The organism is Ferruginibacter sp. (genome assembly GCF_049840995.1).
GTDB lineage: Bacteria > Bacteroidota > Bacteroidia > Chitinophagales > Chitinophagaceae > Ferruginibacter.
The window spans coordinates 917,030-940,708 of the sequence record NZ_JASGIP010000003.1 but is presented as its reverse complement, the minus strand read 5'-3'; the positions used below and the strand labels follow the sequence as shown (position 1 = coordinate 940,708).

At 43.7% G+C, this 23,679-nt stretch carries 21 protein-coding genes; 13 read left to right on the top strand and 8 right to left on the bottom strand.

Translation table 11 applies throughout. The features are described from left to right. Positions 1-32: 32 nt before the first annotated feature. Both nusA and QM738_RS05740 read right to left on the bottom strand, forming a co-directional pair. Entirely contained in the window at positions 33-1,283 is a 1,251-nt protein-coding gene (gene nusA / locus QM738_RS05745) for a transcription termination factor NusA (protein WP_462275723.1), read from the bottom strand. Between the two features lie 55 nt (positions 1,284-1,338). Further along, complete coding sequence (locus tag QM738_RS05740) at positions 1,339-1,803, bottom strand: ribosome maturation factor (protein ID WP_462275722.1); 465 nt, start codon at positions 1,801-1,803, stop codon at positions 1,339-1,341. 193 nt (positions 1,804-1,996) lie between these two features. Between QM738_RS05740 and QM738_RS05735 the strand changes: the two genes are divergently transcribed. Then, positions 1,997-2,233 carry a hypothetical protein gene (locus QM738_RS05735; protein WP_462275721.1) on the top strand — a complete coding sequence of 79 codons (237 nt, stop codon included), beginning with the start codon at positions 1,997-1,999 and terminating at the stop codon, positions 2,231-2,233. On the opposite strand, the gene QM738_RS05730 is transcribed toward QM738_RS05735, so the two are convergent. Next, the gene (locus QM738_RS05730; protein ID WP_462275720.1) at positions 2,234-2,851 is read right to left on the bottom strand and encodes an HAD family hydrolase; all 618 of its coding nucleotides are present in this window, start codon (positions 2,849-2,851) and stop codon (positions 2,234-2,236) included. A gap of 337 nt (positions 2,852-3,188) precedes the next feature. On the opposite strand from QM738_RS05730, the gene katG reads away from it, so the two are divergent. The 5 genes from katG (at position 3,189) to QM738_RS05705 (ending at position 11,542) form a co-directional block, all read left to right on the top strand. After that, a complete protein-coding gene (katG, locus tag QM738_RS05725; RefSeq protein WP_462275719.1) occupies positions 3,189-5,417 on the top strand; it encodes a catalase/peroxidase HPI in 2,229 nt (742 codons plus the stop codon). Positions 5,418-5,566: 149 nt separating this feature from the next. Further along, positions 5,567-6,610, top strand: a complete 1,044-nt coding sequence (locus QM738_RS05720; RefSeq protein ID WP_462275718.1) for a sensor histidine kinase — start codon at positions 5,567-5,569, stop codon at positions 6,608-6,610. Next, the gene (locus QM738_RS05715) at positions 6,610-7,317 is read left to right on the top strand and encodes a LytR/AlgR family response regulator transcription factor (RefSeq protein WP_462275717.1); all 708 of its coding nucleotides are present in this window, start codon (positions 6,610-6,612) and stop codon (positions 7,315-7,317) included. The genes QM738_RS05720 and QM738_RS05715 overlap by 1 nt, the downstream gene beginning before the upstream one ends. A gap of 151 nt (positions 7,318-7,468) precedes the next feature. Continuing rightward, positions 7,469-10,069, top strand: a complete 2,601-nt coding sequence (locus QM738_RS05710) for an outer membrane beta-barrel protein (protein WP_462275716.1) — start codon at positions 7,469-7,471, stop codon at positions 10,067-10,069. Positions 10,070-10,234: 165 nt separating this feature from the next. Then, positions 10,235-11,542 carry a glycoside hydrolase family 28 protein gene (locus QM738_RS05705; protein ID WP_462275715.1) on the top strand — a complete coding sequence of 436 codons (1,308 nt, stop codon included), beginning with the start codon at positions 10,235-10,237 and terminating at the stop codon, positions 11,540-11,542. 4 nt (positions 11,543-11,546) lie between these two features. Here QM738_RS05705 and QM738_RS05700 read toward each other — a convergent pair whose 3' ends face one another. From QM738_RS05700 to QM738_RS05685, 4 genes are all read right to left on the bottom strand, one after another. Further along, the gene (locus QM738_RS05700; protein WP_462275714.1) at positions 11,547-12,983 is read right to left on the bottom strand and encodes a PAS domain S-box protein; all 1,437 of its coding nucleotides are present in this window, start codon (positions 12,981-12,983) and stop codon (positions 11,547-11,549) included. A 224-nt stretch (positions 12,984-13,207) separates the two neighbouring features. Beyond that, the gene (locus QM738_RS05695) at positions 13,208-13,873 is read right to left on the bottom strand and encodes a response regulator (RefSeq protein ID WP_462275713.1); all 666 of its coding nucleotides are present in this window, start codon (positions 13,871-13,873) and stop codon (positions 13,208-13,210) included. Positions 13,874-13,884: 11 nt separating this feature from the next. Then, on the bottom strand, positions 13,885-14,634 hold the full coding sequence (locus QM738_RS05690) for a sensor histidine kinase (protein ID WP_462275712.1): 750 nt from the start codon (positions 14,632-14,634) through the stop codon (positions 13,885-13,887). Between the two features lie 669 nt (positions 14,635-15,303). After that, positions 15,304-15,684: a hypothetical protein gene (locus QM738_RS05685; RefSeq protein ID WP_462275711.1), complete on the bottom strand. Its 381-nt coding sequence runs from the start codon at positions 15,682-15,684 to the stop codon at positions 15,304-15,306. Positions 15,685-15,870: 186 nt separating this feature from the next. On the opposite strand from QM738_RS05685, the gene QM738_RS05680 reads away from it, so the two are divergent. The 4 genes from QM738_RS05680 to ctlX all read left to right on the top strand — a co-directional run bounded on the left by QM738_RS05680 (position 15,871) and on the right by ctlX (position 19,746). Then, a complete protein-coding gene (locus tag QM738_RS05680) occupies positions 15,871-16,131 on the top strand; it encodes a hypothetical protein (RefSeq protein WP_462275710.1) in 261 nt (86 codons plus the stop codon). A 242-nt stretch (positions 16,132-16,373) separates the two neighbouring features. Further along, positions 16,374-16,982, top strand: a complete 609-nt coding sequence (locus QM738_RS05675; protein ID WP_462275709.1) for a NanQ anomerase/TabA/YiaL family protein — start codon at positions 16,374-16,376, stop codon at positions 16,980-16,982. A 220-nt stretch (positions 16,983-17,202) separates the two neighbouring features. Beyond that, positions 17,203-18,642, top strand: a complete 1,440-nt coding sequence (locus QM738_RS05670) for an arginine deiminase family protein (protein ID WP_462275708.1) — start codon at positions 17,203-17,205, stop codon at positions 18,640-18,642. A gap of 216 nt (positions 18,643-18,858) precedes the next feature. After that, positions 18,859-19,746 carry a citrulline utilization hydrolase CtlX gene (gene ctlX, locus QM738_RS05665; protein ID WP_462275707.1) on the top strand — a complete coding sequence of 296 codons (888 nt, stop codon included), beginning with the start codon at positions 18,859-18,861 and terminating at the stop codon, positions 19,744-19,746. Positions 19,747-19,921: 175 nt separating this feature from the next. Here the strand turns inward: ctlX and QM738_RS05660 are convergent, their stop codons facing one another. Beyond that, entirely contained in the window at positions 19,922-21,391 is a 1,470-nt protein-coding gene (locus QM738_RS05660; RefSeq protein ID WP_462275706.1) for an aminotransferase-like domain-containing protein, read from the bottom strand. Between the two features lie 101 nt (positions 21,392-21,492). On the opposite strand from QM738_RS05660, the gene QM738_RS05655 reads away from it, so the two are divergent. From QM738_RS05655 to QM738_RS05645, 3 genes are all read left to right on the top strand, one after another. Beyond that, complete coding sequence (locus QM738_RS05655) at positions 21,493-21,936, top strand: carboxymuconolactone decarboxylase family protein (protein WP_462275705.1); 444 nt, start codon at positions 21,493-21,495, stop codon at positions 21,934-21,936. Positions 21,937-22,223: 287 nt separating this feature from the next. After that, positions 22,224-22,658, top strand: a complete 435-nt coding sequence (locus QM738_RS05650; protein WP_462275704.1) for a hypothetical protein — start codon at positions 22,224-22,226, stop codon at positions 22,656-22,658. A gap of 65 nt (positions 22,659-22,723) precedes the next feature. Then, positions 22,724-23,482 (top strand): isocitrate lyase/PEP mutase family protein, encoded by a 759-nt coding sequence (locus tag QM738_RS05645; RefSeq protein WP_462275703.1) that lies wholly within the window; start codon positions 22,724-22,726, stop codon positions 23,480-23,482. The last annotated feature ends 197 nt before the right edge of the window (positions 23,483-23,679 follow it).

Sequence of the window (23,679 nt, the reverse complement as noted above, 5' to 3'; positions counted from 1 at the left end):
CTATGAACTACCAACTATGAACCATCAACTAATTATTCTTTACTGAATTCTTCTTTTAATATCCTTCTTACTTCTTCAATAGTTACTTTTTCCAGGTCGGTCCTTCTTTCCAGTTCTTCGGGGCTAAGGGCCAGCACTGCACGGCCGGTATCGCATCCCACTTTTTTCAAGGCTTCAATTACCCATGGTTCAATCTCATCGGTAAATTCATCCAGGTCAATATCAAATTCTTCTTCTTCGCCCTCGTTATCGCGGAATACATCTATTTCAAAACCGGTCAGTTCGCAGGCCAGTTTAATATTTACGCCCCTGCGGCCAATGGCCAGGGATACCTGGTCGGGTTTTAAGTACACATTGGCGTGTTTGCCTTCCATATCCACATCCATATTGGTTATTTTGGCCGGCGTTAACGAACGCTGTATCAACAACTGCGTGTTGGCGGTCCAGTTAATAACGTCAATATTCTCGTTTTTCAATTCCCTTACAATACCATGTATACGGCTACCTTTCATACCCACACAGGCGCCCACCGGATCGATCCTGTCGTCGTAACTTTCTACGGCCACTTTCGCCCTTTCTCCCGGGTCACGTACAATCTTCTTCACTACGATCAAGCCATCAAATATTTCCGGTACTTCTATTTCCAGTAATTTTTCCAGGAAGGAAGGACTGGTTCTTGAAATGATGATCACCGCCTGGTTATTCTTCAGCTCCACTTTTTTTACCACCCCTCTTACGGTCTCGCCTTTTTTAAAGTAATCGCTTGGTATCTGTTCCGATTTGGGCAGTAGCATTTCATTGCCTTCCTCATCCAGTAACAGCACTTCTTTTTTCCATACCTGGTATACCTCGCCGCTCACGATATCACCCACACGGTCTTCGTATTTTTTAACCAGTATGTTCTTCTTTAAATCGTTGATACGGGCTGCCAGGGTTTGCTTGCCGGCTAAAATTGCACGGCGGCCAAACTCTTTCTGAATGTCCACTTCCTCGTACAGCTCTTCACCCACCTGGTAATCCGGCTCTATTTTAATAGCGTCTTTATATTCAATCTCGGTAAGGGTATTATACAGATCGTCGTCATCCACGATGGTACGGCGACGGAAAATTTCCAAATCACCTTTCTGGTCATTTACGATAACATCAAAACACTCATCACTGCCATACTTTTTTCGTATCAGTGTTTTAAACACATCTTCCATTACTTTCATCAACGTTGGACGATCAATGTTTTCTGCATCTTTAAACTCCTGAAATGAGTCGATTAAGTTAATACTTGCCATAATCCTCGCCGGCGCACTTTTATATCCCAGCCGGTATGGGGTTTTGTTATTGTAATTAGAATTTTATAAGAACTTTAGTTTGTTTTATACTTGCAAAAGGGATGCTGAGTTGCTGCACCACCGCTTTTTTTCCTTTGCCTTCGGTGTACTCAATTGTAATGGTATCATCCGTTACTTCCTTCAGCAATCCTTCTTTTTTTACCTCGTCGTTGGTTACCACTTCCACGCTTCTGCCGATATTCTTTTTATACTGGCGCAGCAATTTCAAAGGTTCGTCTATGCCCGGGCTGGATACCTCCAGCGAAAAATCACCATCGGGGTACATGCCCGTTTCTTCCATGGCTTTATACAGTGCCCGGTTGATCTTGATACATTTTTCAATGCCCAATCCGCCGTCTGCATCCAGGTATATCTTAAAATTATTGGTGGGTTTTATTTTGATAGACACTAAAAAAATATCATCCACCAGCAAAGGTTCAATAAGCCTTTCTATAGTTTGTATCTGAGTATCCGCTGTCATGGTAAAAGAAGAAGGGAACGGTCTCCGTTCCCTTCATTTGCGTCATTGTCCGGTACAAAGATAGGTAATACTACTTGAATTGCCAAAGGATATCTATTATGATCACTGGTAAGGCCGGGGCACCACCTGTAAAGCCGGGCCGCCTTTAAAAAATTTAACAGCCCCGAATGGGCGGGTTCAATAACTTTGTGTTATGAAAGTAATAGTTGAACTGATTTTGTTCTACCTGTTGTACAAATTCATTTTCGATTTCCTGGTGCCCATTTACCACACCACCAAACAGGTAAAGCAGAAGGTGAACGAAATGCAGCAGCACATGAACGAGCAGGCCGGCCGCCAGCAACAGGCCAATCAATATACATCGGCCAACAGGCCATCATCGCCCAAGCCTAAAAGCGATGATTATATTGAGTTTGAAGAAGTTAAATGATCAGGCAAGTCCCAGGTTTTCAATTCTTTCGTGGGGGAGCAACAGGTGTGCCCCTAAGCCTGCCAACCTTGCACCTTCAATATTATTGGGCAGGTCGTCAATAAACAAGGTCTCTTCCGCTTTTATCCCTGCATCCTGCACTACATAGTTGTATGCCGCCACCTCGGGCTTTCGGTGGCCGATCAAATGCGAATAATACGCTTTGGTAAAATAATCATCCAGGCTTTTTTTGCCCGTATCTTTTATGAACATGCTTTCAAAAGCGGTATAGTGAATGCTGTTGGTATTGCTGAACAGGTATAACTGGTATTGCCCGGCCAGTTGCTCTAAATAGGCAAGGCTTGGCAGGCGGAAACTTAAGAACAGTGCATTCCAGGCATCGGTGATCTGCTGATCGGTAAGCGGTGTTTTGCTGATGGCTTTGATACGGCTGCAGAATTCCTCCCCGGTTATCTGCCCGGTTTCCAGCTGTTCAAAAACCACATCCATTTTAAGCGGTGTATAGTTACTTTTAAAATTTGCAAAGCCCAGGTCTTCAAATGCGGCCACGGTTTTATTGTAATCAATATCCAGCAACACATTGCCCAGGTCGAAAATGATATTTTTATACTGCTTCAAAATAAACGGCAGCTGTTTTGAAATGAATTGGCTGCGGCGCAAATATAACCATAGCGCCCGATACAGGGGATATGGTTGGTTGGGACATCAACCATAGCAGCAATTGCGGACATGGCCGGTGGGGACACCGACCACAACACGGCCTTGTGAACGGCCCGGCCATCATGTAGATAAAAACTCCTTCCATGGTTGGTGTCCGCACCAACCATGCGACCATAATGAGTTCTATTATCATATAGATAAAAACTATAGCTTTATCATTTAAATAGATAATACTATTGCGCATTTGGTTTATAAATTCGCCCTCACAACATAATAAAACAAAAACAATTGCAATATGGATAACAATCTCCCTACAGCACAAAATGGTAATGGCGAAAGCAAATGCCCCTTTCATGGCGGCGCTTTCAAACAATCGGCAGGCAATGGCAGCAGGAACCGCGACTGGTGGCCCAACCAGTTAAAACTGAATATTCTCCGCCAGCATTCTACTTTATCCAACCCAATGGATAAAGGATTTGATTATGCAACAGAATTCAAATCGCTGGACCTGGATGCAGTGAAGAAAGATCTTTTTGACCTGATGACCGATTCGCAGGATTGGTGGCCGGCTGATTACGGGCACTATGGGCCTTTCTTTATCCGTATGGCTTGGCACAGTGCGGGCACTTACCGCATCCAGGATGGCCGTGGTGGTGGTGGCGCCGGTATGCAGCGCTTTGCACCATTGAACAGCTGGCCTGATAATGCCAACCTGGATAAAGCACGTTTATTATTATGGCCTATCAAACAGAAATACGGCAGAAAATTATCCTGGGCCGACCTGATGATACTAACGGGTAACTGTGCACTGGAATCGATGGGTTTTAAAACCTTTGGTTTTGGCGGGGGCCGCGAAGATGTGTGGGAACCACAGGAAGATGTATACTGGGGTTCGGAAAAAGAATGGCTGGGCGATAACCGCTACACCGGCGACCGTGAACTGGAAAACCCACTGGCTGCTGTGCAGATGGGGTTGATATATGTAAACCCGGAAGGACCTAACGGTAAGCCGGACCCTGTTGCGGCTGCAAAAGATATCCGCGAAACTTTTGGCCGTATGGCCATGAATGATGAAGAAACCGTGGCATTGATAGCCGGCGGGCACAGCTTTGGTAAAACACATGGCGCTGCCGACCCGGGCAAATATGTTGCTAAAGAACCGGCTGCTGCCGGTATTGAAGAAATGGGACTGGGCTGGGCCAACAGCTATGAAACCGGTAGTGGCTTGCATACCATTACCAGCGGCCTGGAAGGCGCCTGGACCACCACCCCTACCAAATGGAGCAATAACTTTTTTGAGAACCTTTTCGGGTACGAGTGGGAGTTATCTAAAAGCCCGGCCGGCGCTCACCAGTGGAAGCCGGCGAATGGCGGCGGCGAAGGACTGATGCTCGATGCACATGACCCTGCAAAACGCCATGCTCCGTTTATGCTTACTACCGACCTGGCATTAAGGATGGACCCCGATTACGAAAAAATATCCCGCCGCTTTTTAGAAAATCCTGACCAGTTTGCAGATGCTTTTGCACGTGCCTGGTTCAAACTGACGCACCGTGATATGGGCCCCCGTGTACGCTACCTGGGTAAGGAAGTACCAACAGAAGAACTGATATGGCAGGATCCTGTACCGGCCGTTACACATCCATTGATCGATGATAAAGATATTGCTGCGCTCAAAAGCAAATTGCTGGGTTCGGGCTTAACTGTTTCTGAACTCGTATCTACTGCATGGGCATCTGCAGCCACTTTCCGTGGTTCGGATAAGCGTGGCGGTGCCAATGGCGCCCGCATTCGCCTGGCTCCGCAAAAAGACTGGAAGGTGAATAATCCTACACAACTGGCCAAAGCACTTTCGGTACTTACCGATATCCAGAAAGAATTCAACGCTGCACAGTCGGGTGGCAAGCTGGTTTCTCTAGCAGATTTGATCGTATTGGGCGGTACAGCCGCAGTAGAGCAGGCAGCAAAAGCTGCAGGCAGCCCGGTACAGGTGGCATTTGCACCCGGCCGCACCGATGCTTCGCAGGAACAGACCGATGTGGAATCTTTTGCAGTGCTGGAACCTAAGGCTGATGGCTTCCGCAATTTTGTAAAAACGAAGTACGCTGTATCCACCGAAGAAATGTTGCTGGATAAAGCTCAATTGCTCACCTTAACAGCTCCTGAATTAACGGTGCTGGTAGCGGGTATGCGTGCACTGGGTACCAATGCCGATCAATCGCAGAACGGTGTATTCACCAAGCGCCCGGGCACATTGACCAACGACTTTTTAGTGAGCCTGCTGGATGCCAATACCAAATGGACCGCTGTAAGCGATGCTAAAGATGTGTTTGAAGGCCGCGACCGTAAAACAGGCGCTGTTAAAGGCACTGCCACCCGTGTGGACCTGGTGTTTGGCTCTAATTCCGAATTGCGTGCACTCGCAGAAGTATACGCCAGCTCGGATGCGCAACAACAGTTTGTAAAAGACTTTGCAGCTGCCTGGACCAAGGTGATGAACCTGGATCGTTTTGACCTGAAATAAAAAAAATGAAAGACTGATGATAAGAGGTGGCCTTTAAGCCGCCTCTTTTTTGTGTTCATTAAAAGCTGTTTCGTCTCAGCAATACGGCATTACGTCGCATTCACCTGCCAATTTTGTGTATTGTTTGCTGCAATGCCTAATTTAGCCGCATGAAAAGATCAAGGAAATGGCTGGTGGTGCTGCTGCATATTGCTGCATGGGTGCTCCTTTTTTCATTGCCATACCTTTTGCGCCCCTCTTACGATCCCAACGAACATAAGCATACGGAACAAACCGCCAGCGCCACCGCTAATTTTTTTACGGCCCGTGCCACCGACCTGCTGCTGATTGGCTTTTTTTACCTGAATGCCGCCATACTGGTGGTGCAGTTGTTCTACCGTAAAAAATATTTGCTGTACCTGCTGTCGGTATTGGCCTGCTTTGCCATTTTTTCCGGGGTGTCCTTCTTTGTGGTAAAAACATACCAGTTCCCGGGCAGGGTATTTACTTACCGCATGCACCTGCCTTTTTCAACCTTTGTATTTCTTTTTATACTGGCCTGCAGTATTGCCTATAAAACTATTAAGGACAGGATAAGAGCAGATAATCTTTACAAGGAGCGGCAGAATGAGAATCTTAAAACAGAGCTGGCCTTACTGCGTTCGCAGGTAAGCCCGCATTTTATGTTCAATGTGCTGAACAATATGGTGGCGCTGGCACGTAAACAATCCGAACTGCTGGAGCCTTCACTCATCAAATTATCTTCCTTAATGCGCTATATGCTGTACGAAACAGGCGAACAAAAAGTGTCGCTGGAAAAAGAAACAGAGTACCTGCAAAGTTATATCGACCTGCAGCAACAACGTTTTGGAAAGAAGTTAACCGTGAACGTTAGTATATCGCCTGCTGATAAACAATACGAAATTGAGCCCATGCTGCTGATCCCTTTCGTGGAAAATGCTTTTAAGCACGGCACGGGCATGATAGAACAGCCGCAGATCGATATCAGCCTGCAGGCTTTGAACAACCGGTTGAACTTTACCGTAAAAAATAAATACGATGCCGCTTCTTCCGAAATAAAAGATTCGGCCAGCGGTATTGGCTTGGCCAATGTGCAGCGCCGTTTGGAATTGCTGTACCACGATAAGCATGTGCTGAACATCAACGGGGATAATGGTACCTTTAATGTATCACTTCAAATTGAGTTGACCTGATGATACGCTGTATTGCCATAGATGATGAGCCGCTGGCGCTGGAATTATTGCAGGATAATATCAGCAAAGTACCTTTTCTGCAACTGGTGGCCGCCTGCGATAATGCGATGGAAGCATTGCAGGTAATGGAACAGCAACCCGTTGATCTTGTTTTTTTAGATATACAGATGCCCGGCCTTACCGGTCTGCAGCTGATACAGAGCATGACGGTAAAGCCCATGTTCATACTGATAACCGCCTACGAAAAATATGCACTGGAGGGTTTTAATTTATCGGTGGTGGATTACCTGGTAAAACCCGTGGCGCTGGATCGTTTTATAAAAGCCTGTTACAAAGCAAAAGAATTGTTTGAGCTTAAAAGCGCTGCTACAGAAAATGAAAATGTGGCGCCTGCCGAATATTTTTTTGTGAACGTGGAATACAGTCTTGTAAAGATCACCATTGCAGACATTGTGTACATAGAAGGATTGAAGGATTACATCAAGATACATTTAAAAAGTTCTTCCAAGCCCGTGGTTACCCGCATGCCTATGAAGACCATTGAAGAACAATTGCCCGCCAGGCAATTCATCCGCATTCACAAATCCTATATTGTTGCTATTGCCTTTATTACTTCGGTACGCAAAACAAGCGTATTCATCGATACTACCGAACTTCCTGTAAGCGATCACTACCGCGATGCCATTGCTGCCTTAACAGCAAAATGATCCTTTTCGTCTCTTCCTTTATAGTTGACCTGTAACGATAGCGGCATTTTGTCGCAACATTTCCGCTTCTTATCTCTTTTACAAAAATCACCCCCGCCTGCCGTGTTAGTTTTACACCGCAATTAAAAACTGAACACATAAAAATAGCAAAATGAAAAAATTATTATTACTGACTGCAATTGTGGTGGGCTTTGCACCGGTATTTGCACAAATGCCAACGCCTCCGGCAGGTATGAAACCGGGAGGCAATATGGGCAACATGAGCGCTCATATTTATGGTAAATTAACCGACAATGATGGTAAGCCATTGGCACAGGCTTCGGTACTGCTGATGGAAAACAAAATGGATACCGTTACCAAAAAATCAAAACAGCTTTTATATAAATCGGCCCTTACACAGGCCAATGGCGATTTTAGTTTTGAAGATGTGCCACTGAAAGGCAGGTACGTGATCAAGATCAGCAGCGTGGGATATAAAGCCTACGAATCGCAGATCAGTTTCTTCAGCAGGAATACAGATGGCAGCATGGCGCCGCCTTCAACAGATAAAGACCTGGGCAATATCAAATTAACAGCCGATTCAAAAGAGTTGCAGGGTATTACCGTAGTGTCTTCATCGGCGCCATTGATAAAATTAAATGCCGATAAAAAAATATTTAATGTAGAAAAGAATATTATGAGCGCAGGTGGTACGGGTGTTGATGTAATGCGTAATGTGCCTTCCGTTAATGTGGATATAGATGGTAATGTTACTTTGCGTAACAGTGCCCCGCAGTTGCTGGTAGACGGAAGGCCCACCACGCTTTCTTTAGACCAGATACCGGCAGATGCCATTGAAAGCGTGGAAGTGATCACCAATCCCTCGGCCAAGTATGATGCTTCGGGTGGCGGTGCCGGTATTTTAAATATCGTTTTAAAGAAGAATAAAAAAACCGGGTATAATGGTAACCTGCGTGCGGGAGTGGATAAGAGAGGGGCTTTGAATGGCGGCGCCGATTTTAATGTGCGCCAGAACAAGATCAATTTTAGTGTATCCGTTAACGGTAACCAGAACAAGGCCCGCACTACCGGTACTACCGACAGGGTGAGCCAGCTTACAACGCCGCAAACCGTTACTAACCAGGAAAATTACAATAAAACAACCGGTGGCTTTTTGTTTGGAAAAGTGGGGCTGGATTATTTTGCCACCAACAGAACCACGCTTTCTTTATCTGCTATGAAAGTGCATGGTGAGTTCAATCCTTATGAACTGATCGGTATTTCAACAGACAGTTTGTACAACAGCGGTAAAATAAGTTCTTTAAGCCAGCGCTTAAGCACTGGTACCCGGGAATTCAACGGGCAGGGTTTATCTTTCGGTTTTAAACATATTTTTCCTAAACAGGGCGAAGAACTTACTGTAGACGCTAATTATTTTGGTGGAAAGAACAATAATAACTCTTTATACAGCACCAATTACTTCACCAATACAGGCGCTGTAAGTGGTACTGAACTGCAGACTGCGTTGGGTAATGGCAGTGATAAGAATTTTACGATTCAATCGGATTATACTTTGCCTTTGAGCAAAACTGCTAAACTGGAAGCCGGTGTGCGTGCAGCCATCCGCAGCAGGGTGAATGTAAATGATAATTACCTGTACAATGACAGTGCACAGCAATACCTGCTGATACCTTCTGCCACCAGCAATTATAAGAATACCGATAATGTGTATGCTGCTTATGCTACTTACAGCAACAGCATCAAAGATTTCAGTTATAAACTGGGATTGCGTGCAGAAAGTTCAAATTACACCGGTACGTTGACCAGCAGTGGCGAAACTTTTAAGAACAGCTACCCGGTAAGTTTATTCCCTTCTGTATTCTTAAGCCAGAAGCTGAACAACCGGCAGGAGCTGCAGTTGAGTTACAGCCGCCGTATCAACAGGCCCAACTTTTTTCAGCTGATACCTTTTACAGATTATACGGATAAACTGAATATTACCCGAGGTAACCCTAACCTGGTGCCCGAGTTCACACAGTCGCTGGAACTGTCTTATTTAAAAACATTCCAGAAGAACAGTACTTTCTTAGGTTCGCTGTATTATAAACATACCGATAACCTCATTACCCGTTACCTGTCGCAGGAAACAGATGCGGTAAGCGGTAATACAGAACTGATCAACACTTATATCAATGCCAACTCCAGCTATGCAGCCGGTGCAGAGGCAACCGTGATGAATAATCTTACCAAATGGTGGGATATCAGCACCAACCTGAATGTATATAATTCAAAAGTGAATACCAGCAATGTTACCACTACACAGCAGGATGCATTGTGGAGCCTGTTCGGCAAGTTCAACAGTAATTTCAAATTACCTTCTAATTATGCCATACAGTTTACCACCACTTACCAGTCAAAAACCAATTTACCGGTAAGCTCTGGTAACACCATGGGCGGTCCGCCAATGATGCAGAGCCAGAGTTCTTCGCAGGGTTATATCAAACCATCATGGGGTATGGACCTGGCGGTTAAAAAGAGTTTCCTGAAAAATAACGCCGCTTCGGTGTCACTGAGTGTAACAGATATCTTCAGAACCCGTATCAACACCCAGTATTCTTACAGCGATTATTTTACGCAAACATACAGCCGCCTGCGTGACCCACAGATGTTCAAGCTCAACTTTACCTATCGTTTTGGTAAGCTGGATGCGTCGCTCTTTAAACGCAAGAGCAATGGCGGAGACAACAATGCCACCGAAGGCATGCAACAATAAGTGTTCAGGCAAATACCCATAAATTCAGGCAACCGTGATTCTTCATGGTTGCCTTTTTTAATTATGGCGGCGGGCTGCAACCGTCATTTGCTGTCCTGAACCGGCCCTGCTGTATAGTAAATACCTGTAGTTTTGTTCCTGCTCCTAACAAGGCATTACTTCTATATGAAAAGGATCTTCTCCATGGCATTGCTGTTATCATTTTGCATGGCAACAGCTGCAGCAAAAACAATTGCAGATAAAAAATACAATATTGCCGAACACGGCGCTGTTGCCGATGGCACCACACTCAATACAAAAGCTATACAGGCCGTAATTGATGAGTGCGCTAAAAAAGGCGGCACTGTTGTAGTGCCTAAAGGAGAATTTTTGACCGGGTCGCTTTTTCTAAAGCCCGGCGTGAACCTGGAGATACAGGAAGGCGGTGTGCTGAAAGGCTCTACCAATATTGCCGATTATCCCACCGCTATGACCCGGGTGGAAGGCCATTTTGAACCCTGGCCTGCGGCTTTGCTGAATGGTGATAAGGTAGATCATTTGCGTATAACCGGCGCCGGTACCCTGGATGGTAATGGTGCCCCTTTCTGGAAAGAATTTTACGGAAAACGTTCCATTGATAAAAAAACCACCAACCTCAGTGTACCACGTCCACGGCTTACTTTACTGCAGAATTCAAAGGATGTGATCATCAGCGGCATTAATTATAAGAACTCCGGCTTCTGGAACCTGCATTTGTACAAATGCCAGAACCTTACCGTAGAGAATTGCCGTTTTACTGCGCCGGATGGAAAAGTACCGGATGATCATGCACCCAGCTCGGATGGTATTGATGTGGATTGCTGCCAGGATATCACCATCAGCAAATGTTTTTTTTCAGTGGGGGATGATTGTATTGCTTTGAAGGGCACCAAGGGGCCCTTTGCATTACAGGATAAAGACAGCCCGCCGGTAGAACGCATTCATATTTTAGATTGTGTATTTGAAGCAGGCGGCGGTATTGTAACCTGCGGCAGCGAAGCCACTATAGTAAGAGATGTGAATGTGGAACGCTGCATTACCCGCAGGCCAACGGTATTAAGATTAAAACTGCGCCCTGATACACCGCAGCAATACGAGAACATCAGCTTAAAAGATATTACAATGGAAAATGGCGGCGTGCTATTTAACATCGCACCCTGGTCGCAATACTTTGACCTGAAGGGCCAGCAACCACCGAAATCTTTGGTACGCAATATCAGCATCACCAATGTTAAAGGCACGGGCAATAGCTCAATGGGAAAGATAGTAGGCAATCCTGATACGGAATTTGGGGAGATCGTTTTAAAAAATGTAGATGTGCAATTAAAAACCGGCACGTTAGAAACAAGTGATGTGAAAGGATTAAAATTTGAGAACGTGGTGGTAAACGGCGCTGCTATGACTGTACCTGCGCCCACCGTAACACCTAAAGCCACACCTGCACCACAGCAATAATATTTTACCAGGGAATGACCACACTTATTTTGCAGCCCTTACCGGGACTGCTTTTTATTGTAACCTTACCATTATAGGCTTCCACCCGGTTCATGATATTGGAGATGCCAATACCCTTACGCTTAACCGAAGTTTTAAATCCCTTGCCATCATCCATTACCACCACGCTGATGACCTGTGCTGCTGCTTTGATGGAGATATGTACATTCCTGGCATCGGCATGTTTTACAATATTGCTCATCTGCTCCTGCATAATGCGGTAGATATTTAATTTCAGGTCGTCAGAAAGTGTTTCGTTCAAAACTGCATAGCTAAAATCCACGTTGGGTAAACCGCCCTGGCCAAAAGAGCCCAGCATTTTGCGGATCAGTCTTTCCAGGTTGATATTTTTTAACGGTGTAACCTGTTTATGGCTTAATAAACGGATCTCTTCAATGGAAGTATCGATCAGCTCCAGCGGGTATTTGATAAGATCACGAACCGCTTCATTTTTTTTAGCGGCCGAACTTAAAAACATTTTGGTGCTGGCCAGTATCTGGTTGATATTATCGTGCAGCTCCTTGCCGATATAATTCTTTTCTTCTTCCTGCGCTTTAATGATGGCCCTCGATATTTTCTTTTGCTCCTGTATCTTTTGCGCCAATATCCTTTCTTCCATTGTCTTCAGCGATTCTTCGGAGCGTTTGCGCTCGGTAATGTCGCGGATAAATGCGCAGAAAAATTCTGTATTGTTCTTTTTAACGTGGGCCACGGCCAGTTCAATAGGGAATTCTTTACCCGACTGGTGCAATGCGGTCAGCTCAACCACTTTATTCAACACCGGGCCTTCGCCTGTTTTAAGAAAATGATTTACCCCATCGCTGTGCGCTTTGCGATACTGCTCGGGAATAATAAAGCGGGAGAGTTCTTTACCCAATACATCCTGTTCCTTCCAGCCAAACATTCTTTCGGCCTGCGGGTTCCATACAGTTATCAAAGTGTGGGTGTCGATGCAAACAATAGCATCCAGCGAGGCATTCATGATCAGCTTTCTTACTTCCTCACTTTGCTTAATGGCGGATTCGCTTCTTTTCTTTTGCAGGGCTGCTTCAATGGCAGCGGGTAAGCGGGTAAGGCGGTCTTTTAAAATATAATCATCAGCGCCTTTTTTAATAATGCCGGCAGCAAACTCTTCGGATACAGTACCCGTGACCAATATAAAGGGAATGAATAAAGAACGGGTATTGAAAATTTCCAATGCTTCGGTGGCATTGAACTGCGGCAAAGTATTATCCGAAAGGATGAGGTCGGGCGCAAAATTATCCAGGGCATCAACAAATGCATCCCTTGTCATTACCAGGTGGAATATACAGTGGGGCATTTTCTTTAAAAGGAAATGTTGTATGATCTCCGCATCCTGTGGGCTGTCTTCCAGCATCAATATTTTTAACATCCTTTCCATACCGTTTCTCAAAGGTTGGGTCATTCACCCAATGGCATTATACAATAGCAACAATCGGGCACAACCATTAAAGTTGTGTTCAGTCAGTTGTTTAAAGGTTTGTTATTAGCAGTAACGTTTTGCCTGGTTTTGAATTTGCAGCGGGGGTAACTTATTTAAAGTTAAAACAATTTACAGTAAAGAACAACCGTAGAACTACGGATTTTTATAAAAAATAAAACACTTTATATTTTAAACAAACCATTCCTGATGGCATACACTACAATGCCGGCAGTATTTTTCACCATCATTTTTTCCTGTATCTTTTTACGGTAGCCTTCAATGGTGCGTATGCTCAAGCAAAGCTGTGTTGATATTTCGCTGTTGGAAAACTCCTGGCATATCAGGCTGATCACTTCCATTTCTTTTTTAGAGAACTTGGGTCGCAGCGATTCTTTATGAAAGCCGGTATTGCTTTTGGCCAACAGCTGTATCAGTTTATTGGAGGTTTGTTTGCAATAATACATTTCGTGCTTGTGCACGGTCTTAATGGCTTCAATGATCTCGGACTTATGCGCATTCTTTAAAAGATAGCCCTTGGCGCCTGCTTCCATCATATCAATTACCAGGTTATCATCGTTGAACATAGAAAGGGCGATCACGAATATCTGCGGAAAGCGCTGCGTTAAAATTTTTGTGGCTTCAATACCATCCATCCCCGGCATCCTGATATCGGTTAACACTACATCGGGCCGCAGTTTTTCGGTTACGGCAATTAATTCTGTACCGTCCGAAGCTTCGCCTATCAGCTGAATTTCGTTTTGCTTTTTCAGCAGCCCGGCAAAGCCGTCGCGGAATATTTCATGATCGTCTGCAAGAACGATCCTGATAGGAACATACAATGATTTCATAATTCATCAGGTTAAGGTAATGGTATCTCTATAGTGTATATGGTTCCTGCACCAGGTTTCGACTCTACATAAATATCGCCGCCCATCAGTTCGGTACGGCTTAATAAATTACGCAGGCCCAGCCCGGTATTTTCTTTTCTTTCGGTTGAATAATTAAAGCCAATGCCATTATCCTGGCTGTCCAGCACCAGTTTATCGGCGGTAGCTGTAAGCCGGATATTTAAAGTAGTGGCTTTGGCGTGTTTTAATGTATTATGAATGATCTCCTGCACAATACGGTAAAGGTTCACCGATTTTTCGCTGGATAGCTCCGCTACATTATCGTAAGTAAAATTAATGGTAAGGGGTATCTTTTTAGAAAGATTGCTGATGAATTCCTCGATAGCAAAATACACCCCCTTACGTAAAAGCGTACCCGGCATCAGGTCGTTGGAAATTTCGCGGATGCGCTGGATGATCTCATCCAGGTGGGTGCTCGCTTCTTCCAGCATGCGCTGGTCTTCGGCATTGGCATCATCAACGCTGCTTATTTTAAATTTAACGGTAAACAGTAAAGGCCCCAGTTCATCATGCAGGTCGGCGGATACCCGGCCCCGTTCGTTTTCCAGCGTGGTGATCTCTGCCCTGATCTTGGATTTATACAAATCAATATTTCTCCGGTGCTGTTTCAGCATGGAAATGATAAAGAAGATAAGGATACTACCGCCCAGGATACTAATGATCAGGAGGGTAGTGTAAATCGTTGTTTGGTGGGCATCCATAAAACAGCTAATGCGTATGCAAAAATTGTAAATAAATTGATATACTGCACAATGTTGAAAACATAAAACATGAATGTTCTATTGGATTTCAGGAACTCCTCACCTGCATGGGTTCCGTAAAGCCAAAAGGCTTCTACAAAAATATTGAAGGTGTAAAAAAGAATAAAAGTCACACAAATTATAAAAACCGGGTTGGTTACAATAGATTTTCTTTCTCTTGCCAGCAACATATTGATCACCGAAATACTCATCAACACAATAATAAAAGAATAAAGAATAGTAAAATAAGAATTATTGAGGGTGAATTTTGAAATTACAATGCTTTCAAATATCCACTCTGCACAAAAAACACAGCACAATAGGATATATAACCAGTGTGTGTTAGCAAATAATTTCCATCGGTAAAACTGCCAGGTAATGAGCAGGGATTCCAGTAAGATATAAATATTGCTGTTTACAACATTATTTTGAAAAAAATAGGAGCACAAAAGGCTGATGGTTTCGTTGGCCAGCCCTAACCATAAGCAGTAAATAAAAGGATAATAAGCCGGGTTGATTCTTTTTAAATCTTACCCAGCTTATTATTACCGGAATGATAATACTAAAACTAAAAAGTACTCTAATAAAATAACTTATCTGGTTATTCATCGGGGATAAATATATCGACAATTATTCATTAAGAGGTGACGGTGGCGGACAATCGAGCGGACAACGTTGCCCGTTCTCAACTATCTGATCACCGGGATCGCCGGGTGCACTGGTCATTAAAGGCAGCATATCATCGCCTTTTTCATTAATGCCTACCGCAATAATGTGTACATTCAATTTGTCATCCATACCCAGGTAAAAGCGCAGGCCGGTGCAGCCGCCCTCGCCCAGTAAATAATCAAACGCTTTGCGGTCAAAGGTTTCGCAAATCGGCAGAATGTTCTGGCCTACCAGTTCGGGTTTTAAAATCGAATCTCTTTCTTTACGGTAAAGGCTCGTCATTGCCACTGCTTGTGGTAATGAAATGAAGTTAAATCCATCGGGGGAAACTGAATTGCTCATAAGATTTCAATTTTTAGTGATTTATTAGGTTAACAGGATAAAAATCCGTGAAAACTGCAAGAAAAACATGCGTAGTAATACGGTATTTACTGCGTAAAAAGCGAAAAAAAATAAGGTAAGTGCGCTATTACCAATCCGGCCGTAATGAATAAACTTTATGTACTGATTTCAAAACTCCGGATGTCTATGAAAGGAAAACTTATTTTGAGAAAATGGGCTGATTTTTTTGGCAAAAAGAGTATTGATAACAGTGAGCCCGTTGTTAATCCGGATATACAGTTATGGGAGGAAGATTACCTGGTAAGGAAAATTCAAAACAAATACGTTGACGTGCCGGAAGAATCGATCCGCAGTGCAGTTAAGGCATGTTACCTGGTGTTCCGGGAGCCGCAATCGGGCGAAAAACTGGTGCAGTGCGTGATATCGAGGATAAGGAATAAAGACTAGCAATATTTGCGTTGTATAATTGGTTTCTAATTGATCCGTGCCTTTATGGCGAGAAATTTAGGGTTGAACCGGTTAGTTGGTAACACTGATCCCTCTTCCCTATATAACCCAGAGCATCCATCGGTTTACGGGTTACCGTTTATGATGGAACAATTATTTGAACAACTTAGATGCGGCCGAACAACCGCATCTATTTTTTTTCGTTAACTTACCACTTATTACAACATATCAAAAGTGGTTTCATGAAAAAATATCTTATTGCGCTTGCTTCCGTATTCATCCTGTCTTGCTTTTTAACCCCCACATTTGCACAGCAAAAACAACTCACCAAGCACCAGGTTAAAAAATGGTACCGCAAAAAAGCCTGGCTAGGCGGGGCCAATGCCCAACCACATTCCTCCATCAATAAACAGGAACTGGCAAGGCAGTACCAGCTGAACAAAGCCTACTGGGATAAAGCCTTTGCATTTATAAAAGAACACGACCTGGTAACACTGGCCAAAGGAAAATACCCTATTGATGGCGACAATGTTTTTGCATCCATTACCGAAGACCCGTCGAAGGATTTTGATAAAACCACCTGGGAATCGCACCGCAAATACATTGATCTGCAATATATCATTACCGGCGAAGAAAAGATGGGCGTATGGCCGGTGGCAAAAGCTACCGTAATAAAAGAATACGACGATAAAAAAGACGTGGCCAACTATACCGCCGAAGGAAAATTTTATGTGGGTACACCCACCACATTCTTTCTCTTCTTTCCCACCGATGCACACCGCCCCAATATTACCCCTGGTGGCAATAAAGTGGTAAAAAAACTGGTGATCAAGATACGCTACGCCGATTGATGGCTGAAAAGCAAACCACCCTTACTGTTAAGGGCCCAAAGGCCATATGCGCCAAAAAGCGTACCTTTGCGGCCTCTATATGAACCATTGCTCCACGATAGTATTCTTAACCGCCCATTTTGCATGGATGTACCGTGGCCTTAACTGCATGCCCGATTATTGATCTGCCGGTACTATTTCCTCCTTTGCTTTTACTACATTATTAACGAAAATATTTTGTATGAATAGTACATTACAGGTATCCGTAACATCCGAAGTGGGTACTTTAAAGCGCTTGCTGGTACACAGCCCCGATAGTGGCCTGGGCAAAGTGGTGCCATCCAAAGCGCAGGACTGGTTGTTTGAAGATATTGTGCATTTAGAAACCATCCGCAAATGCGAATATGATTATTATACCAAGATCCTTTTATATTTTTTAGATGCTGATAAAATAAAAGGTAAACTGCCTGCTATTGATGCGGCGGAAAATAAACGGGCTTTTTATAAACCGGAAAACGACGGCTTTCACAAAAGCGATAAAGTAATAGAATTACAATGGCTGCTGGCCGATATACTGGAAGATGCCAATCTTAAAGCCGAACTGGTGGCATCGGTATGCGCTATTGAAGGCTGTACTTATCTTACCAAAGATGAACTGTGCAGTTATTCATCCAAAGAGCTGGCCAAGACATTTGTATCGGGCACCTCTGTAAAAAAAGAACTGCTGTTTGCGCCCATACCCAATTTTATTTTTACAAGAGATATCGGCATTACCATTAATAATTATGTACTGCTGAACAAGCCAGCCAAAAAAGCACGTACCAGGGAAGCGCTGCTGGCAAAATATATTTTTTTTAAGCATCCCCTGTTTGCGGATTATAAAAACAATATCATTGAACTGAGCGACAGCCAGCACAGCTTTTTATTGCCCAAAGAAGAGGATGAGAAAAAAGTAACACTGGAGGGTGGCGACATCATGGTGATCAGCAAAAAACACTTACTGGTAGGCGTAAGCGAAAGAACCACGCTGGAAGCCGCGGTAAAGATCACCAATACCATGTTCGATATGAACATTGTAGAAAAAGTGACCATCATAAAAATTCCCAAGAAGCGGGATTATATGCATATCGACACCGTATTTACGCAGGTAAAACGCGATGTATGGGTAATGCTGGGCAACTTCAGCCGCAAGGCTATTAAGCAGGAAGATGCCAGTGATATAGAACGTCTGCTGGAAGTAAAAAAGGAAGAGAAGATAAAGATCATGCAGTTTCATAAAAATGCGCCGGATGCACCGGTACATTTTGAAAGCCTGGAAGACCTGCTGATCGATATCAGCAAAACAGACCTTAACTGCAGCGGTGAAGTAAAGATCATCTTCAGCGGCAACAACGAATTTCCTTACAGCGCCCGGGAGCAATGGACCGACAGCTGTAATTTACTGGCATTAAAAGAAGGCGTGGTATTAGGTTACGACCGCAACGATAAAACCACCGAAGCCTTTGCACAAAACGGCTTTAACGTGATACATGTAAAAGAATTGATAGCGCAACTGGAAAGCGGCAGCACCCAAGTGGAAGCTATTACCGATACGTTGATACTGATGCCCTCGGCAGAGCTATCCCGTGCAAGAGGAGGATTTCATTGTATGAGTATGCCCCTGCTAAGGGATGAACTGTAAGAAATGGCGAATTGGCAAATGGTGAATGTGCGAATATCGAATTGGCGAATGTTTTTAGTTTCGAAGAATCTATAAATTTACAAAGTCAAAAACATTCGATATTCGCAAATTCGATATTTCACTGTAGCAATTAAAAAATAAATTCACAACCACCTTAACCTCACTCTCATCTCACCACTCACTACTCACTATATGCAAAACACCTCCCACCTCCTCATGATCCGCCCGGTTAAGTTTGCGTACAACGCAGAAACCGCGGTGAACAATAGTTTTCAAACAGCTTCCAACGACGATAAAGTGCAGCAGAAAGCACTGGAAGAATTTGACAGCTTTGTAGAAAAACTGCGTGCTAAAGGAGTAGACGTGACTGTGGTACAGGATACAGCGGAGCCGTATACACCGGATTCTATCTTTCCCAACAACTGGATCTCTTTTCACGAAGGAGGTACGGTATTTCTGTATCCCATGTTTGCGGTAAACCGGCGATTGGAAAGAAAGCAAACCGTGATGGATGCCATCGATCAGAAATTTACCATTAATAAAACCATCGACTTCAGCACCCGGGAACAGGATCATATTTTTTTAGAAGGCACCGGCAGTATGGTGCTGGACCGGGATAATAAAATTGCTTACGCCTGCATTTCTCCCCGTACGGATAAGCACCTGCTGGAAGAATTTTGCGCAGCAGCAAATTATACCGCCATGGCATTTACCGCCAACGATCAAAACGGTGATGCTATTTACCATACCAATGTAATGATGTGTGTGGCCGATAAATACGTGGTGATATGTCTGGAAAGCATTACCGATATAACAGAAAGAAAAGAAGTAATAACAGCAATTGAAAAAACGGGCAAAGAAATAATTGACATTACGCTGCTACAGATGAACCAGTTTGCAGGCAATATGTTGCAGGTGATGAATAAAGAACAGCAACCCTTTTTAGTAATGAGCACGCAGGCTTACGAAAGTTTAACCGCAGCACAGGTATCGGCTATTGAAAAATACAATCCCATCCTCCACAGCAATATCAAAACCATCGAAACCAATGGCGGCGGCAGTGCGAGGTGTATGATGGCGGAGGTATTCCTGGATCCCAAATAAGAAAATATCGAATGTGCGAATGTTCAATGGCGAATGTGCGGATGTCGAACTTGCGAATATTATTAAGGCAGAAGCATCTATTGTATATCCAAATTTAAAAACATTCGATATTTGCCATTCGCACATTCGACATCCCCCGCGACATTCGATATTCGCAAATTCGACATCTAAATAACTATTTCAACACCTTCTTCAGCACCTCCACACTCTCCCTCATTTCCCGCTCATTCAGCGAAGCAAAACCCATGCGTAATGAATTGTAATTAACAGGGCCGGTATTATAGAAACTACCATCGCCCATAAAAAGGCCCATTGCCGAAGCTTTCTGTGATACCACCTGCAATGGATTTTTTTTATGAAAACTGGCCCACAGTGCCATACCGCCCGCAGGCTTTTGAAAACGTATGCGGTTACCCAGCTCCTGCTCCAATAAAGAACAGAACATATCCCGTCGTTCATGATACAGCTTTAAAGATTTTTTTAAATGTTTTTGCATATCCCCGCTTTCAAATAAAGCAGCCAATGCTTCTTCCATCAGGTTATCGCCGCGGATATCGATCAGTCTTCTAACCTGCAATGCAGCCTGGATAAAATTTTGGGGCGCCACCATATATCCTGTTTTAACAGTAGTGGCAAAAGATTTACCGATAGAACCAATATAAATAACATTACCGTCATGATCGGCGCTGGCCAACGGCAGAATGGGGCTGCTGTTGTAATGATAATCATAATCGTAATCATCTTCAATAACGGGGAAATTGTACGCACGTATCAATTGCAGCAGCTTCATCCTGCGCTGGGCACTTAGTGTAACCGTGGTAGGGTGGTGGTGGTGCGGAACAACATATAATAAGCCCGGCTTTTTCTTTTTACATATTTTTTCAATAGCATCCACATCAATCCCGTTCTCATCCACAGCAACACGAACTAACCGGGCGCCGCAATTTAAAAAAAGCATATTGGCCAAACCATAATTGGGTTCGCCCACAATAACGGTGGTGCCGGGTTTAATGATCATCCTGGCAACAATGTATATCGCCATTTGTGCACCGCGGGTTACCAGCATATTGTTTTCCGAAATATTCAACCCTCTCGTTTCGGATAAAAATTTTGCCAAAGCCATTCGTAAACTGGCAGCGCCGGCCAGTTCGCCATACACAATTTTTCTTTGCACCGCCGGTATGCGGAACAAGCGGTTATATTCCTTCAGCAACATTTCCACCGGGGCGATCCTTGCATCCGGAAAACCATCATTGATGATAAAACGATGTTCTGCAGCAGGCGCCGCCGCCGCAGACGATATGGATACGCCCGAAAAACCAAATGGTGTATCTCCATGGTAAGGAGGTTTTTTTATGAGCGCTTTAAACGACCGGGGTTTAATTTCAGGAAGATCTTTTGATACCGTAACACCTTTTCTTAACGTGCTGCTGATCCAGTCCTGCGCAGACAATTCTTCATAAGCCGCCACGATGGTTTTACGGTGTACCGATAATATTTCGGCCATCTGCCTGCTCGACGGCAAGGCTGTGCCCGGTTTTATAATGCCCTCATGAATAAGGCTGATAAGCTGGTTGGCAATTTGCTGGTACACCGGTGCAGGCAATAGCCGGTTGATGGTAATAAGTTCTTTAAATGGTAACAACTGGACTACCAGTTATTTTAAAACTGGACTATAAAGATAGTCCAACAGCTATTTAATTTTGCTATGCAAACCGAAAAAATAACAACTTAAAAAATAGAAAAATGGAAACAAGATTTAAAATGGCAACAGTGGAGCCAGCCGGTTACAAAGCAATGCTTACCCTGGACAGTTACGTAGTGAACAATCCCTTGCCGCAACTGCAGAAGGAAATGATACGCATAAGGGCATCGCAAATAAATGGCTGTGCTTATTGCGTGAATATGCACACCGATGATGCCCGCAAACATGGTGAGAATGACCGCCGGATGCACCTGATGAGCGTATGGAGAGAAGCCGGCGATATATTTACGGAAGAAGAACAATTGATACTGGCCATTACCGAAGAAGTCACACTCATCAGCCAGCACGGATTAAGCGATGCGCTGTACGAAAAAGCCATCACACTAATGGGCAAAGAAAAAACAGCACAAGTCATCATGGCTATTATCACCATCAATGCCTGGAACCGCATCGGCGTATCCCTTAAAATGCACCCGGAATTGTAAAATATATCTTTTCCACCAGGACCTTTATTAAATAATAATAAGACCTTGTTTCTTAGGAGTAGAGGACAAATGTTGAAGCTACAGCAGTACAAAAGCCCATTAGAACTGCTTGGCGGAAAAGGGATGTAATCTTTTCCACCTTGACTTTTTTGTTACTTTTTTTGTCAAGAAAAAAAGTAAGCAGATACTGGATGACCAAAAGAGATAACAGAAAAAGCTTTTCTTGCCGATTTAGTGTTTTCATTATCTATCATTCAATTAAATATGGAATTACAGCAAAACCATTTATGAAAAGATCACAGCAATACGCACAATTATTTTTACGCCTATCAATAGGTATCGGCTACCTTGTACCTGCACTGGACAGGCTGGGCCTATGGGGCAAAAATGGCGAACCACAAATATCCTGGGGCGACTGGCAACACTTTATAAAATACGCCGGCGAAGTAATGAGCTTTATTCCCGCCTCATTGGTAAATCCATTTGCTGTAACAGCAACCATAGCTGAAATTATTTTTGGTATACTATTGCTTGCCGGCAAGTGGACAAAGTGTGCCGCCACCGGAAGCGGGATATTGGCATTATTATTTGCTTTGTCAATGGCTTTATCATTTGGCATAGTATCGCCCTTAAGTTATTCCGTATTCACCGTAAGCGCAGCAAGTTTTTTACTGGCAACAATCGATCAATATAAATGGAGCCTCGATAATATTAACAAGTAACAATTAAAATAACATTCGCCATTTCATATTCGCACATTCTATATCACATCTAAACAAATAGCATCATGAATCACTACAAAACATTCTTATCCCTGCACCATGCACCCACGCCTTTACTGCTGGGCAACAGCTGGGATGCAGGCTCTGCAAAACTGCTGGCGCAAAATGGCTTTAAAGCCATTGCTACCTCCAGCGCAGCCGTAGCACAATCTTACGGTTACGAAGACGGAGAAAAAATGCCCTTTGAATTATTATTGCAAACAGTAAAAAGGATACAGCAAAATATTGCACTGCCTTTATCGGTAGATATGGAACATGGTTTCAGCAATACCACGGAGGGGATAGTGGAAAATATACAGCAACTGCACCAACTGGGTGTGGTGGGCATCAATTTAGAAGACTCGGTACAGCAAAAATTAGAACCGGCGGAAACTTTTGCTAAAAGAATGGAGATAGTTGCGAACAAGCTGATGCAAAAAAACATCCCGCTCTTTATTAATGCACGAACAGATGCATTTTTATTACAGCAGCCCGATGCATTACAAACAACATTACAGCGCATTCAACTTTATCAAACAACAGGTGTTAACGGCATCTTTGTACCCTTTATAAAACAAGAGCAGGATATAGCAGCCGTAACAGCAGCCACTACATTACCTGTAAACATCTTACCTGTACCTGGGTTGCCCAATATCGAACAATTAACAGTACTCGGTGTAAAACGCATCAGCCTGGGCAGCAGCCTGTACAATGCCTTTAAAAGAACAACAACCAATACAATACAAAGCATTATGGAGCAGCAAACGTTTGAGGCGCTGTTTTAAAAACTTCGAATGTGCGAATATGAAATGTCGAATGTTTTTAGTGTTAAAAGTTTTATAGAACTACCAAGGTTAAGAACATTCGATATTCGCCATTCGCAAATTCCACATTTTAAAGGGCCTTTCAAACTTAAGAGTAGAGAACAAATGCTGAAGCCACAGTAGTACAAAAGTCCATTAGTGCTGCCTGGCAGAAAAGG